Source organism: Sphingomonas fucosidasi, from assembly GCF_036663855.1.
Classification (GTDB): domain Bacteria; phylum Pseudomonadota; class Alphaproteobacteria; order Sphingomonadales; family Sphingomonadaceae; genus Sphingomonas; species Sphingomonas faeni_B.
Genome location: NZ_JAXOJR010000002.1, coordinates 249,428 through 263,674 on the forward strand (window position 1 = coordinate 249,428; position 14,247 = coordinate 263,674).

Genomic DNA, 14,247 nt, shown 5'->3' on the forward strand with positions numbered 1-14,247 from the left:
CCATGCCCCGCGCCTCGCGCCTAAGGGCTGACCCGAACGCTCCCGAATACACGAGAGATACGAGCCATGCTGCGCGACCCATCGACCAAATACCGACCTTTCCCGCAAGTCGACCTGCCCGACCGCCAATGGCCATCGAAGACAATCATCAAGCCGCCGCGCTGGCTGTCGACCGATCTGCGCGACGGCAACCAAGCGCTGATCGACCCGATGGATGCGGAGAAGAAGACGCGCTTCTTCGACCTGCTCTGCAAGGTCGGGCTGAAGGAGATCGAAGTCGGTTTCCCGAGCGCGGGCGCGACCGAGTTCGACTTCATCTCCGGCCTCGTGAAGACCGGCCGCATCCCCGACGACGTATCGATCCAGGTGCTGACCCAGTCGCGCCGCGACCTGATCGAGACGAGCTTCGCCAGCCTGATCGGCGCGAAGACCGCGATCGTGCATCTCTACAATGCGGTTTCACCCGCCTGGCGCAAGATCGTGTTCGGGATGGACCGTGCGCAGGTGAAGCAGATCGCGATCGACGGCGCCAAGGTGCTGCGCGACGAAGCCGCCAAGCAGCCTGACGTCCGCTGGCAGTTCGAATACAGCCCCGAGACCTTCTCGACCGCCGAACTCGATTTCTCCTTGGAGGTCTGCGAGGCGGTGATGGACGTCCTCATGCCGACGCCCGAGAACCCGATCATCTTCAACCTGCCCGCCACCGTCGAGTGCGCGACGCCGAACATCTATGCCGACCAGATCGAATGGTTCGGGCGGCATATCCGCAACCGCGACGCGGTGGCGATCTCGCTGCACACGCATAACGACCGCGGGACAGGCGTCGCGGCGGCCGAGCTCGGCATTATGGCGGGCGCGGACCGGGTCGAGGGCTGCCTGCTCGGCAATGGCGAGCGGACCGGCAATTGCGATCTCGTGACCGTCGCGCTCAACATGTACACGCAGGGCGTCGATCCGAAGCTCGACCTGTCGGACATCGACGGCGTCGTGAACACGGTCAATTATTGCACCAACATCCCCGTCCACCCGCGCACGCCCTATGCCGGCGACCTTGTCTTCACCGCATTTTCGGGGTCGCATCAGGACGCGATCAAGAAGGGCTTCGCGGCGCAGGAGGCGAAGAACGACACGCTGTGGGAGGTCCCCTATCTCCCGATCGATCCCGCCGATCTCGGCCGCAGCTACGAGGCGGTGATCCGCGTCAATTCGCAGTCGGGCAAGGGCGGCGTCGCGTGGGTGATCGAGCAGGACAAGGGGCTGAAGCTGCCCAAGCGCTTGCAGGCGGATTTTAGCCGTCACGTCCAGGCCTATGCCGACGAGACCAGCCGCGAGTTGAACGCCGCGGACATCTGGAGCCTGTTCGAGCGGACATACATGCCGCAGGCCGACGACCGCGTGGAGTTGCGCGATTACGAGGAAAGCGGTGCCTCGGGGCAGCGCGTCTTCATCGGTCGGGTAGCAATCGATGGCGAGGAACGGTCGATCTCCGGGCGCGGCAACGGCCTGATCTCGGGCGTCATCGCGGCGATCGCGGAGTCGACCGGGCCGGCGCTCGATGTGGTCGACTATAACGAGCACGCGATCGGTCACGGAGCCGATGCGCAGGCGGCGGCGTATGTCGAATGCCGGACCGCCGAGGGCAAGACGGTGTTCGGCGTCGGCATGGACACCGACATTGCCACCGCCTCGGTCCGCGCGGTGCTGAGCGCCGCCAACCGCGCCTGACCTCGCAAAGGACGGCCACCGGCTGAACCGGTGGCCGTTTCCTCTTACGCCAGCTTCGCCAGCAACGCCTTCGCCGCCTTTTCCGACGACGCCGGGTTCTGGCCGGTGATCAGCAAGCCGTCCTCGACGACGTGTACGCCCCAGTCGGCGGTCTTCGAATAGTTGCCGCCCTGCTGCCCGAGCATGTCCTCGACGAGGAACGGCACGATGTCACTGAGCCCGACCGCGGCCTCCTCGCTGTTGGTGAAGCCGGTGACCGTCTTGCCCTTGACGAGCGGCGTGCCATCGGCGGCTTTCACGTCGCGCAGCACGCCGGGTGCGTGGCAGACCAAGGCGACGGGCTTGCCCGCACCGATCGCGTTCTCGATCAACGCGATCGAGGCCGGATCGTTGGCGAGATCCCAGAGCGGCCCGTGCCCGCCTGGATAGAACACCGCGTCATAATCGGCGATCCGCATCTCGGACAGTTTGCGCGTATCGGCGAGTGCGGCGGTCGCCTCGGCGTCCGCCTCGAAGCGGCGCGTCGCGTCGGTCTGCGCGTCGGGCTTGGCGCTGCTCGGATCGAGCGGTGGCTGGCCACCCGCGGGCGACGCGAGCATGATGTCCACGCCGGCGTCCTTGAACACGTAATAGGGCGCGGCGAGTTCCTCGAGCCAGAAGCCGGTCTTGCGGCCGGTATCGCCGAGATCGGCATGCGAGGTGAGGACGACGAGAATTTTCAACTTTGGTCTCCGGATCGGGGATTATGGGGAGAGAACGATCCGGCTCTAGTATCGGTACCTTACGCCTGTGAAACGAATTGCGCCCGATCGTGGGACTATCGCCCCGAGCGGGACCGGCACTCATACGGCGGCATGCCCCGCCATGTTCTACTGCGAAGGCGGGAGCCCAGCCTGGATCCCCGCCTTCGCGGGGAAACAAATCTTCCCAAACGCTGGATCGATCTCCCGCTAGATCGGGCGCTCCCGCACGATCCGGCAACCGATCGCGGCGTCCGGGTAGACGTCGGTCTTCATCGTCTCGATCTCGACCCGCCTCACCCGCTCATCGCTCAGGCACAGCGCAGCGATCGCCTCGCACAGCGTCTCCTGCAACTTGAACGGGCGCTCCGCCACCATCGCCAGGATTCCCGCACGGACGAAGTCGTAATCGAGCACCTCCTCGATCGCATCCTCACCGAGCGGCGCTGGGTACACGACCGTCATCTCGACCGAGACGACTACCCGCTGTGGCGCCACCTCGTGCGGATGGATCCCGAGCCGCATCATGACCTCGAGCCCGTCGAGGATCGTCGTGAATTCAGCCATTGCGTCCCTCAAACATCACGTCGCCATCGCGCGCCAAAAACCGCTGCCCGCAATCGACGAACACATTCTGCCCCGTCACGCCCTTCGCGGTCAGCAGCCACGCGACCGCGTCCGCAACCGCCTCCGCGCCGACCGGTCGCCGGAGCAAATTGTCGCTCGCCACCGCCGCGAACTCCGCTTCGGTCTGATCACCGCTCGGCAAGGTCAGCCCCGGCGACACCCCGTTTACCGCGATCCGCGGCCCGAGCGCCTGCGCTAACATCGTCGTTGCCCCCTCCAGCGCGATCTTGCCGCAGCTGTACGAGAAGAAGTCGGGGTTGAGGTTGGCCACCTTCTGGTCGAGCACGTTGATCACCGCACCGTCCGCGACATCGTCCTGCGACGCGAGCGCCGAGGCCAACAGCACCGGGGCGCCGCAATTGATCGCACCAAGCTCGGCGAACAGCACCGGATCGACGCTGGGCGGCCGGTCGAACTCGAAGCGCGACGCACAGTTCACCAGCCCGTCGATCGACCCGCCGATCGCAGTCCGCGCCGCCGCGAACAGGTCGCCGATCGCGCCGAGATCGCTCAGGTCGCCTGACACCGCCGCGGCATGCCCGCCGCCTGCAACGATCTCCGCCACCAACGCTCCCGCCTCGTCTAGAGAGTGGCCCTGGTGCACGACCACCGCATGGCCGTCTTCTGCCAGCCGCTGCACGATCGCCGCCCCCAGCCGCTTCGCGCCGCCCGTGACCAGCACCGTCCGCATCAGGCGCGCTGTCCCATCAAGGCCAGCACTTCCTTGCGGCTGCGTTCGTCATCGCGGAACACGCCCATCATCCGGCTCGTCACCATCGTCACGCCCGGCGTGCGCACGCCGCGCGCTGTCATGCAGGCATGGCTCGCCTCGATCACCACCGCGACGCCCTGCGGCTTGAGGTTTTCCCAGATGCAGTCGGCCACCTCGGCGGTCAGTCGCTCCTGCACCTGCAAGCGCCGCGCGAACCCGTGGAGCACGCGCGCGAGCTTCGAAATGCCGACGACGTGGTTGCGCGGCAGATACGCGATGTGCGCCTTGCCGATGATCGGCGCCATGTGATGTTCGCAATGCGACTGGAACGGGATGTCCTTGAGCAACACGATCTCGTCATAGCCGCCAACTTCCTCGAACACGCGATCGAGATGTTTCGCCGGATCGTCGCCATAGCCCGCGCAATATTCCTTCCACGCACGTGCAACACGCCGCGGCGTATCGAGCAGCCCCTCGCGGGTCGGATCGTCGCCTGCCCAGCGGATCAGCGTACGGATCGCCGACGCTACGTCTTCGGGCACATTCAGCTTGCCATCGGGACCTACCCCATCCTCTGCAACCGACTGCCCCGCGGGACCATCCAGTTCATCCCGCATCGCAACACCCTTTGTCAGCATACCCAAACATCAGAACATGGGTCCTCTTTTGCAACTGTTTCATTTCGGCCACCTGCCATAAATCCCCGTTTTCCGGGCACGAAAAAGCGTTGACGATTGATTTTTTTAATCGTTACCTCGCCATACCTGAAAAACTAAATCGTGAATCGGCAAAGACCGGCACGATCGGGGAGAGGACTGCCATGGCTAAGTTCGAATTGCTCGCCGCTTCGGCGATGATACTCCTGTCGATTGCGCCGGCAATGGCGCAGACAGCCACCACAACATCGGCTGAAAACACCGCACCTACCAATGGGCCCGACCAGGAGGCCCCATCGACGCAAACCCCGCCGATGCCAACCCCGCCGACGCAGACCGCCCCGGTCGACACGCCGTCCAGCGCCTCTGCGACGCAGGATATCGTGATTACCGCGCAACGCCAATCGCAGCGTCTGCAAGATGTTCCGATTGCTGTGAGCGCTTTTACCGCTGACACGATTTCGAAGCAGCAGATCGTCAACCCGGCAGCGCTCCAACAGACGCTGCCGAACGTTACCTTCACCAAGACCAACTTCACCACGTCGAGCTTCACGATCCGCGGCATCGGCGATCTGTGCGTCGGCGCCACCTGCGACCAGGCGACCGCGATCCACGTCAACGACATGCCGTTGGTCACGACCCGGCTGTTCGAAAGCGAGTTCTTCGATCTCGAACGGATCGAGGTATTGCGCGGACCGCAGGGCACGTTGTTCGGCCGCAACGCGACCTCGGGCGTGGTCAACTTCATCACCGCCAAACCCGATTTGTCCGGCATCCACGCCGCCGCCGAGGCCGAATACGGCAATTACGACTCGAAGCGCGTTCGGGCGATGGTCAACCTGCCCTTTACCGATACGCTCGGCATCCGCGTCGCAGGGACCTATCTCAACCGCGACGGGTATACCAAGAATACCTATGACGGCTCGAAGATCGACGGGCGCGATCTGTATTCGGTCCGCGGCACGCTGTCGTGGGAGCCGACCAGCGCCACGCGGGTCGACCTGATCGGCTATTATTTCCGCGAGAAGGACAACCGCAGCCGTATCCAGAAGCAGCTCTGCCACCGCGATCCGACCGGCATCCTCGGCTGCCTGCCCGACCGGCTCGCCAACGAGACGCCGAACGGCAATGCGACGCTGGCGGCGACGGTCGCCTCCACGCAGTATTTCGGGATTGCGGGCACGCAGCTCGGCCACCCCGAGATCGCCGCAATCGGCCTGCAGAATCTCTACGCCGCCGACACTTATGCCGGCGTGGTCAATCCGCGCGACGTCCGCACCGTCCGGATCGATTCCAACCCGACCTATTTCGCCGAGGAAGAGCAATATACCGCCAAGATCTTCCATGATTTCGGCCCGGTCTCGTTCAACTTCACCGGCGGATTCGCGCGCAACACCGTCGACAGCACGACCGACTTCAACCTTGCGGTCGAGAACCCCCTCGCCACAAATGTCGGCCTCAACACGCTAAACGCGATCGGCCGCCCCGGCGTCGTGATCCCGCTACCAGGTGGCGCGCTGGTCAACACAGGCTATCTCAACGGCGTACGCTCGGTGCTGATCCCCAACGGACCTGCGGGCGGCGTCTGCCAGTCGGGCGCCGACACCAACGGCGTCGGCGTGTTCGGCGGCAACGGCATCGGCTGTTACGCGCAGAGCCTCGACGTCGATCGCTCGCGCCAGGTGAACCGGCAATATTCCGCGGAAGCGCATATCGACAGCTCGTTCGACGGCATGTTCAACTTCCTGCTCGGCGGCATCTATGTCGACTCGCGCAGCCAGAACACCGACTATTTCGTCAACGCGTTCGGGCTCGATTACGCCTCGGGCGTGCTCGGCGCGGCAAGCTCGGCGGCGATCCCAGGCGTAAACGGCAACGCGTTCCTCGCCACACCATTTTATCGCAACGACAGCGACGATTTCCGTCTGAAATCCTACGGGATCTTCGGCGAGACGTATTTCGAGTTCAACCAGAAGCTGAAACTGACGCTCGGTCTGCGCTACAATAACGACAAGAAGGAAGTGAAGGCGCGTAACATCACGCTGAACGTGCTCACCCCGATCGGCGCCTCCAACATCACGCAGGGACTGAACTACGCGACAACGGACTTCGACTCGACGCGCGCGGGCGTGCAGGAATATGCGCTCGATCGGGTCAGCTTCTCGCGGCTGACCGGCCGCGCGGTGATCGATTACCGGATCACGCCCGACAACCTGCTCTACGCGTCCTATTCGCGCGGCTATAAGTCGGGCGGGATCAACCCGCCGCTGCCGGCGACCTTCTCGGTGCCGACGACCTTCGCTCCGGAGAAGATCGACTCGTTCGAGATCGGGTCGAAGAACACCTTCGGCAACGGGGCGTTGCGGCTGAACGTCACCGGCTTCTACTACAAGTACAAGCAGTTGCAGCTTAGCCGGATCGTCGCGCGGACCGCGGTCAACGACAATGTCGATGCCAATGTCTACGGCGTCGAGGCGGAGGCGATCCTCAGTCCGATCCCCGCATTCGTGGTGAACATGAACGCGAGCTACCTTCGCAGCGAAGTCTCGGCGGACAAGTTCCTGGTCAATCCGCGCGATCCTTCGGGCGGTCGCTCGGACGCGGTGATCATCAAGGACCTGCAGAGCGCCGCCAATTGCGCGGTCATACCGAACACCGCGGGAAGCATCCTTGCGGTCAACACCTATGTCGCGGCGGTGAACTCCGGGCTCGGCCTGCGCGCACCGACGGCGATTCCCTCGACCAACACGACCGGCGCGTACAGCCTGTGCTCGGTACTGGCGTCGACCGCCGCCAATCCGTCCGCGCCGCTCCGCGCGCTGTTCGGCGTGCCGACCGGGGCACTGCCGTTCAGCGTCGTCGACGGCGTCGCCGTCAACATCCGCGGCGGCAAGTTGCCACAGGCGCCGACCTATAAATTCTCGGCCGGCGCGCAGTACACGATCGATTTCGGCAGCGGCATGTCGTTGGTGCCGCGGGTGGATCTGAACTATACCGGTGGCTTCTCGGCTTCGATCTTCAACCAGTTGGTCGATCGGGTGCAGGGCTATGAAGTGATCAACGCGCAGGTGCAGCTGAACGGCGCCAAAGACCGCTGGTTCCTGCGCGGCTTCGTACAGAACCTGACCAACAACGATTCGATCACCGGTCAGGCGGTCGGCGACCAGTCGTCGGGGCTGTTCACGAACATCTTCACGATCGACCCGCGTCGGTACGGGATCGCAGCGGGGTTCAAGTTCTGAGGGGGCGTGCAGACTATCACGCGATGCTGCCTTAGACGGGACCGCGTGCGGAGATAGCGTGGTTCGCGACACGGTGAGATCCCAGCTTTCGCTGGGATGACGGGCGGGGGTTTGGTGTGCTGGACAGTCACTCTCCCCCGTCAGCTCGTCAGCCCGTCAGCCCGTCACCCCATCATTCCGTCACCCCAGCGAAAGCTGGGGTCTCCCGCTTGGGAAGAGCCGTTCGCCACGCGGCAGATAGCAGCCTACCCCAGCCGCTCCGCATGCCACGCGACATGATCGGCCATGAAGGTCGAGATGAAATTGTAGCTGTGGTCGTACCCCGGCTGCATCCGCAGCGTCAGGTCGATCCCCGCCGCCTCGCACGCCGCCGCCAGCAACTCCGGCTTCAACTGCTCGATCAGGAAGCCATCCGCATCGCCCTGATCGACCAGAATCTCCGCCACCCACGCGCCATCCTCGATCAGCGCACACGCATCGTACGCCCGCCACGCCGTCCGGTCAGATCCGAGATACCCGCCAAGCGCCTTCTCGCCCCACGCACAGCGTAGCGGCGACACGATCGGTGCGAACGCCGACACGCTCCTGAACCGATCGGGTTTACGCAACCAGATCGTCAGCGCGCCATGGCCCCCCATCGAGTGTCCGAAGATCCCCTGCCGCGTCATGTCCGCCATCGGAAACTGCGCTGCGATCAGCGCGGGCAGCTCGTCCTCGACATAGGACCGCATCCGGAAGTTCTTCGCCCAGGGCTCCTCGGTCGCATCGACGTAGAACCCCGCGCCCTTGCCGAAGTCGTACGCGTCGTCATCCGGCACGTCATCGCCCCGCGGCGACGTATCCGGCGCAACCAGGATCACGCCGAGCTCAGCACACGCGCGCCGATACTCGCCCTTGTCCATCACGTTGGCGTGCGTGCACGTCAGCCCGGCCAGGAACCACAGCACCGGCAACCGCGCGCCTTCGTCATGCGGCGGCACATAGACCGCGAAGGTCATGTCGGTGCCGGTCGCGGTCGAGGCGTGGCGGTACACGCCCTGAATGCCGCCATACGCCTTGCTGGTGGAAACGGTCTCCATCACGCGACCCGGTGCAGCGCGCAGATCTTGTTCCCCGACGGATCGCGCAGATACGCAAGGTACAGCTTCCGCCCCCCGGTCGCTTCCCGGACGCCCGGGGGATCCTCGCAAGCCGTCCCGCCGTGCGCCAGCCCCGCAGCATGCCAAGCATCGGCAGCCTGCGTCGAGGCGGCCGCGAACCCCATCGTGCTGCCGTTGCCGTGGCTCGCCGGCTGCCCGTCGATCGGCTTGGTCAGCAGGAAGCGCCCGCCGTCGTGCGCATAGACCACCCGCCCCCAGTCATCGACGACGCCCTCGGGTACGCCGAGCGCGCCCAGCGCCGCGTCGTAGAACGCCTTGGACGCCGCGATATCGTCGGCGCCGAGCATGATGTGCGTGAACATAAGCGCGCCCCTCAGTAGATCACGACGGAGCGGATGCTCTCGCCCGCGTGCATCAGGTCGAAGCCCTTGTTGATCTCGTCGAGCGTCAGGCGATGCGTGATCATCGGGTCGATCTCGATCATCCCGTTCATGTACCAGTCGACGATCTTCGGCGTATCGGTCCGCCCGCGCGCGCCGCCGAACGCGGTGCCGCGCCAGTTGCGCCCGGTGACGAGCTGGAACGGTCGCGTCGAGATCTCCTTGCCCGCCTCGGCCACGCCGATCACGATCGAGGTGCCCCAGCCGCGATGGCACGCCTCGAGCGCCTGCCGCATCACGGTCGTGTTGCCGGTCGCGTCGAACGTATAGTCCGCGCCGCCGTCGGTCAGCGCGACGATGTGCTGGACGATATCGCCGACATCCTTCGGGTTGGCGAAGTGCGTCATGCCAAAGCGCCGTCCCCATTCCTCACGGTCCGGATTGATATCGACGCCGACGATCATCCCCGCGCCCGCAAGCCGCGCGCCCTGGATGACGTTGAGCCCGATCCCGCCAAGCCCGAACACGACGACCGTATCGCCCGGCTGGACCTTCGCCGTGTGCACCACCGCGCCAACGCCGGTCGTCACGCCGCAGCCGACGTAGCACGAGGTATCGAACGGCGCGTCGGTACGGATCTTGGCTACCGCGATCTCCGGCAACACCGTGAAGTTCGAGAAGGTCGAACAGCCCATGTAATGGAAGATCGGCTCGCCCTTGTAGCTGAACCGCGTCGTCCCGTCGGGCATCAGCCCTTTCCCTTGCGTCGCGCGGATCGCGGTGCAGAGGTTGGTCTTGCCGCTGAGGCACGACTTACACTGGCGGCACTCGGGGGTGTAGAGCGGGATGACGTGATCGCCGACCGCGACGCTGGTCACGCCCGCACCGATCTCGCGGACGATGCCGGCGCCCTCATGGCCCAGCACGCTCGGAAACAACCCTTCCGAATCAAGCCCGTCGAGCGTGTATGCGTCGGTATGACAGATGCCCGTCGCCATGATTTCGACGAGGACTTCGCCGAATTTCGGTCCTTCGAGGTCGAGTTCGACGATCTCGAGCGGTTTTTTTGCCTCGAAGGCAACGGCGGCGCGGGTCTTCATCGGTCGGTCTCCTTGATTGCCGCCCTGATGCCCCCCGCGCCTCGCCTCCGCAACCCGCCGGCGATGCAACCATTGCCGCGTTCCCGCGCTTGATCCTTTCAAATCAAGGAGATGGCGCGATGAAGGATCCGAAGAGGGGCGACGAGGTCACCTGGAAATCGCACGGCGGCGAGGCGCACGGCACGGTCGAGAAGAAGCAGACGACCGACACCAAGATCAAGGGCCACACCGTGAAGGCCTCCAAGGAGGAGCCGCAGTTCATCGTAAAGAGTGACAAGGGCGGCAAGGCAGCGCACAAGGCGGACGCGCTCACCAAGGCGTGACCACGCGCGCAGTGCCTAACGCACGCGCGCAACAGGAAGGAATGCTTATGGCTACAGCTCCCAAGACCGGCGGCATCCACGCCCCCGTCCAGCCCTCTCCCGAGCTCGGCGAGATCGTCGGCAACGACAAGCTGCCGCGCAGCGAAGTGATCAGCAAGGTGTGGGTCTACATCAAGGCCAACAACCTCCAGAACCCCGAGAACAAGCGCGAGATTCTGGCTGACGAGAAGCTGAAGAAGGTCTTCGGGCGTGACAAGTGCACGATGTTCGAGATGAACAAGTACATCTCGCAGCACGTCAAGGCCTAACCGCCCGCACTGCACGGCAAGCGGCGACGGGGCATCGTGAACGGTACCCGTCGCCCTTGATCGTCTCGGATCGGCCGTTCGATGGTACGTGTTTTTCTCTCTCATCGGTCCGGCGTCATGCTGACCGAGCGGACGCAAACGCCGTTCTTGCAAAGTCTCTCCCGAGCTTGATCGTCCTACCCGACCGGCGTAATGCGCCAGCGGATGCCCCCGTAGCTCAGCCGGATAGAGCGACGGTTTCCTAAACCGTAGGCCGCGTGTTCAAATCTCGCCGGGGGCACCAGCTTTTCCGCGGGAAACCGCCGAAAACTGGCACTGCATAAAGCGCGAAACGCGCGGAAACCCACGGTTCGCTCCGACACAGCAAGCGGCACAATCTGTTCCGCGCCCGTTCCGCCGACGAACCACGTTTCGTCGACGTCGAATTGCGCGTGCGCCGCCCCCCGACACCTAGCCTGAAGAGGCTCCAGCGCCTGCTCTGACGGGCGCTTTCCCACCCCAAAACACGTCCGCGCGGCTGAACACACCGATTCAGCTGGCGCTTTCGTGCGCCCATCGACTTCCCATCGGGAGCCGACACGATGTCGCTTACCTTCTCTTCCACACCTACGCTTCGGGGCTTCGGCCAGATCGCAGGCACCATCGCCAAGGCTGCTGACGGATCGGTCCGCGGTCGCGGGCCCGACGCGCAGGTTCGCCGCGGCTGCGTCGACGAGGCCGCGCCAGATGCGCAGCCGTGGGACCGCAACCGGTTCGGGTCGACCGCCGAACGGATCTCGACCGTCGAATCGTTGGTGGCGGTCGCGAAGGAGCTGCAGGCGGAACATGCTGCGGAATTCCCGCGGGGCCGGAAGCTGCAGCTTGAGCACGATCACGCGGTGCTGTCGGCCGAGCTGAAGGAACTGATGGGCCGCCCCGTCGCGGATCGTCCAGTCGGCCGCCCCGCCACCATCCGGATCGCGCTGGACGCTATCGAGGTCGATCTCAAGAAGCACTCGCTCGGGGTCACCCGCACCGACGTCGCGGTGTACGAGGCGGTTTTCAACTTCCTGTGCTTCGCGGGTTCGGGACGCTGGTTTCCGTCCTGGGGTAAGATCGCGCAGGCCGCTCGATGCTGCGAGAAGAGCGTCGGCCGAGCGTTACGCCGCCTCGGGCATCACGGCCTGCTCGCATGGATCAGCCGCAGCACTACCAAGTCTCGGCGGAGCGATCCCGCGCTGAAGCAGCGGGTGCAAACCAGCCACGCATATTTCCTCGATCTGAAGAAGCGGATGGCCGAGCGTGTCTATCAGCGCTTCTTGCAGCTGCGCGAGCGCCGTGCGCGCAGGTTCGGCCGGTCGACTGTCGCTGAGCCTGTCCAGGCACCACCGTCGCCCCCGAGCAAGGAAGTCGTCGCACAACGCAGTGCGATCGCCAGCCTTGGCGCTTCTCTCTTTAGCTCAGACGGACATCTTGGCCGAGTATGAAGCATATAGGTTTATAGATCAGAAGGAACGTCTCCGCTGAACGCGGAGCCGGCGCTAGTTTGATTTCCCCCAAGGCCGAAACGGCATGCCTCAAGGACCCGACCGCCAAGACCCGGCTGTCGGAACGAGGCGGCTTGCGCCGCCCCGAGCTGTCGATGGGGGAAGTGTGCGAAAGTCGTTGTTCTATTCTTGCGTCGCGCATGCGGCGCTGCCCAAGGCGAGAACTGTATGACGCCGCTTGATCGAATTACCGACGGTCGGTTCGACCGCACCCGCCGGTGGGCGGCGCGACTGGCGATCTGTCGCTTCGTCAGCGGCCGCGGCGATGCAATACACCCGGCCTGGCGGATCGGATCAAACGCGCCGCTCGGATCAATCGCAGCCGATGACTGGGACGCGTTCGAACATGAGCCGTGTCAATTCTGCGGCGCGCCAGGTACGGATATCCTCGGTGGCGGCGGGTGCGGCGTTGGCATGGAATACTGCCGATCGTGCGGCAACGACTGGATCGTCGGCGATTACGACTGGCGAAACCTCGCGGACTGTCTTCGGTACCGCGAGGACCTAGCCGCCGGCCTGGTCCAGGCCGATTCAATTTAGCCAGCTGGCGTCGTCGCCGGCGACAACAGATCTGCCCACTCTTGGAACAGATCGCGGAGGCGCTGAAGCTGCGCGCTGCGATCGTAAGCGATCCTCACCTTGTCCTTCGGCGTATGCGCCAAGGCCTTCTCGATAACGTCGCGATCTGCCCCTTCCGATTTCTCGTTCATCAGCGTCGAGAACGTGGCGCGCCATCCGTGCGGAACGTGCCGCCCTTCGAACCCGGCGCGATCGTACAGCGCGCCGATCGACTTCTCGCCGATCATCCGGTCGGCGCCGCAGTCGAAGATCAGACCGTGCAAATTTGCACTGTCCGGATGCAGATTTCCACGAAGCGCGCGCAGCAGTGCGACGGCCTGGCGCGACAACGGCACAAGGTGATCATTCTTCGGATCGAGTTTCTTCGCCAGCTTCAGCTTCATCCGAGCCGCCGGCACACGCCAGATCGGCGCGACCCCGTCGAGATCCTCGATCTCCTCCCAGCGCGCGCCGCGGACCGCGGCGAAGCGGACCGCAGTCAACGCCAGAAATCGCGACGCGCGTTTCACGATTGGCACGACGTCGACCAGCTCGGCCGCGACGAGCAGCGCCCGCGCATCCTTGATCTCGAGTAACGCGGGATGATGCTGTGCCGGCGCCGGCGGGGTGAGCGCGCGGCTGACGATCGCGGCAGGATCCTGGTCGACCAGGTCCTCCGCCATGGCGTAGGCAAATACGGCCGAGATCCGCTGGCGGACGCGGCCAGCGGTGACGTAGCTGCCGCGCTCCTCAATGAGGCGCAGCGCGTTCAGGATTACCGGCACGGTGACCGCGCCGATCGGCATCGCGCCGATCGCCGGGAACACGTCGCGCTCGAGGCTCGCCAAGACGTCGCCGGCATGCACCTCCGTCCAGCGCCGGCGCATGTGCGCGTGCCACTGGCGCGCGACGTCAGCGAAAGCACGAGCCTTGCCGGTTTGCGCAATTTCGCAAGTTCGTGGATCCTCGCCGCGGCTGAGCTGCTCGCGCACCTGGTGACACCGGGCCCGAGCAGCATCAAGCGACACTTCGGGAACGGCGCCGATCGTCAGAAGCAGTTCCTTGCCGCCAAACCGGAACTTGATCCGGAAGGACTTCCGGCCGGTTGGCGCCACATATAGATGCAAGCCGCCCTGGTCGAACAGCTTGTAGGCGGCCGCGCGCGGCCGCGCGGCTTTCACCGCGGTGTTGGTCAACATAATTTGCTCCGGAGAGATTGGACTGCTTGGGTTCCCCGGCACGAGTTAAGG

At 64.7% G+C, this 14,247-nt stretch carries 14 protein-coding genes and 1 tRNA gene; 7 read left to right on the top strand and 8 right to left on the bottom strand.

Going from position 1 to position 14,247, the window contains the following annotated elements; all coding sequences use genetic code 11:
• The first annotated feature begins 66 nt into the window (after positions 1–66).
• Positions 67–1,725, top strand: coding sequence for a 2-isopropylmalate synthase (leuA, locus tag U1737_RS04640; RefSeq protein WP_332795785.1), 1,659 nt, complete (start codon positions 67–69; stop codon positions 1,723–1,725).
• Between the two features lie 44 nt (positions 1,726–1,769).
• Here leuA and U1737_RS04645 read toward each other — a convergent pair whose 3' ends face one another.
• The 4 genes from U1737_RS04645 to folE form a co-directional block, all read right to left on the bottom strand.
• A complete protein-coding gene (locus U1737_RS04645) occupies positions 1,770–2,447 on the bottom strand; it encodes a type 1 glutamine amidotransferase domain-containing protein (RefSeq protein ID WP_332795786.1) in 678 nt (225 codons plus the stop codon).
• 228 nt (positions 2,448–2,675) lie between these two features.
• Positions 2,676–3,032, bottom strand: coding sequence for a dihydroneopterin aldolase (locus tag U1737_RS04650; RefSeq protein ID WP_248522050.1), 357 nt, complete (start codon positions 3,030–3,032; stop codon positions 2,676–2,678).
• Positions 3,025–3,783 carry an SDR family NAD(P)-dependent oxidoreductase gene (locus U1737_RS04655; protein WP_332795787.1) on the bottom strand — a complete coding sequence of 253 codons (759 nt, stop codon included), beginning with the start codon at positions 3,781–3,783 and terminating at the stop codon, positions 3,025–3,027. The genes U1737_RS04650 and U1737_RS04655 overlap by 8 nt, the downstream gene beginning before the upstream one ends.
• Entirely contained in the window at positions 3,783–4,421 is a 639-nt protein-coding gene (gene folE / locus U1737_RS04660) for a GTP cyclohydrolase I FolE (RefSeq protein WP_332795788.1), read from the bottom strand. Before folE ends, U1737_RS04655 begins: the two co-directional genes overlap by 1 nt.
• Before the next feature lie 203 nt (positions 4,422–4,624).
• Between folE and U1737_RS04665 the strand changes: the two genes are divergently transcribed.
• Positions 4,625–7,702 (top strand): TonB-dependent receptor, encoded by a 3,078-nt coding sequence (locus U1737_RS04665; RefSeq protein ID WP_332795789.1) that lies wholly within the window; start codon positions 4,625–4,627, stop codon positions 7,700–7,702.
• A gap of 245 nt (positions 7,703–7,947) precedes the next feature.
• Here U1737_RS04665 and fghA read toward each other — a convergent pair whose 3' ends face one another.
• From fghA to U1737_RS04680, 3 genes are read right to left on the bottom strand one after another with little or no spacing between them, the layout of a single operon-like run.
• Positions 7,948–8,781 carry an S-formylglutathione hydrolase gene (gene fghA / locus U1737_RS04670; protein WP_332795790.1) on the bottom strand — a complete coding sequence of 278 codons (834 nt, stop codon included), beginning with the start codon at positions 8,779–8,781 and terminating at the stop codon, positions 7,948–7,950.
• Positions 8,781–9,164, bottom strand: coding sequence for a VOC family protein (locus tag U1737_RS04675; protein WP_248522060.1), 384 nt, complete (start codon positions 9,162–9,164; stop codon positions 8,781–8,783). Before U1737_RS04675 ends, fghA begins: the two co-directional genes overlap by 1 nt.
• A gap of 11 nt (positions 9,165–9,175) precedes the next feature.
• Complete coding sequence (locus U1737_RS04680) at positions 9,176–10,282, bottom strand: S-(hydroxymethyl)glutathione dehydrogenase/class III alcohol dehydrogenase (protein ID WP_248522063.1); 1,107 nt, start codon at positions 10,280–10,282, stop codon at positions 9,176–9,178.
• Positions 10,283–10,401: 119 nt separating this feature from the next.
• On the opposite strand from U1737_RS04680, the gene U1737_RS04685 reads away from it, so the two are divergent.
• From U1737_RS04685 to U1737_RS04705, 5 genes are all read left to right on the top strand, one after another.
• Positions 10,402–10,605: a hypervirulence associated TUDOR domain-containing protein gene (locus tag U1737_RS04685; protein WP_332795791.1), complete on the top strand. Its 204-nt coding sequence runs from the start codon at positions 10,402–10,404 to the stop codon at positions 10,603–10,605.
• Between the two features lie 47 nt (positions 10,606–10,652).
• Positions 10,653–10,913 carry an SWIB/MDM2 domain-containing protein gene (locus tag U1737_RS04690; RefSeq protein WP_056411383.1) on the top strand — a complete coding sequence of 87 codons (261 nt, stop codon included), beginning with the start codon at positions 10,653–10,655 and terminating at the stop codon, positions 10,911–10,913.
• 206 nt (positions 10,914–11,119) lie between these two features.
• Positions 11,120–11,196 (top strand) — tRNA-Arg (locus U1737_RS04695).
• Between the two features lie 298 nt (positions 11,197–11,494).
• Positions 11,495–12,379 (top strand): hypothetical protein, encoded by an 885-nt coding sequence (locus tag U1737_RS04700; RefSeq protein WP_332795792.1) that lies wholly within the window; start codon positions 11,495–11,497, stop codon positions 12,377–12,379.
• 228 nt (positions 12,380–12,607) lie between these two features.
• Entirely contained in the window at positions 12,608–12,979 is a 372-nt protein-coding gene (locus tag U1737_RS04705) for a hypothetical protein (RefSeq protein WP_332795793.1), read from the top strand.
• Here the strand turns inward: U1737_RS04705 and U1737_RS04710 are convergent.
• Positions 12,976–14,196: a tyrosine-type recombinase/integrase gene (locus tag U1737_RS04710; RefSeq protein ID WP_332795794.1), complete on the bottom strand. Its 1,221-nt coding sequence runs from the start codon at positions 14,194–14,196 to the stop codon at positions 12,976–12,978. The two genes, U1737_RS04705 and U1737_RS04710, sit on opposite strands and share 4 nt — an antisense overlap.
• Positions 14,197–14,247 lie beyond the last annotated feature (51 nt).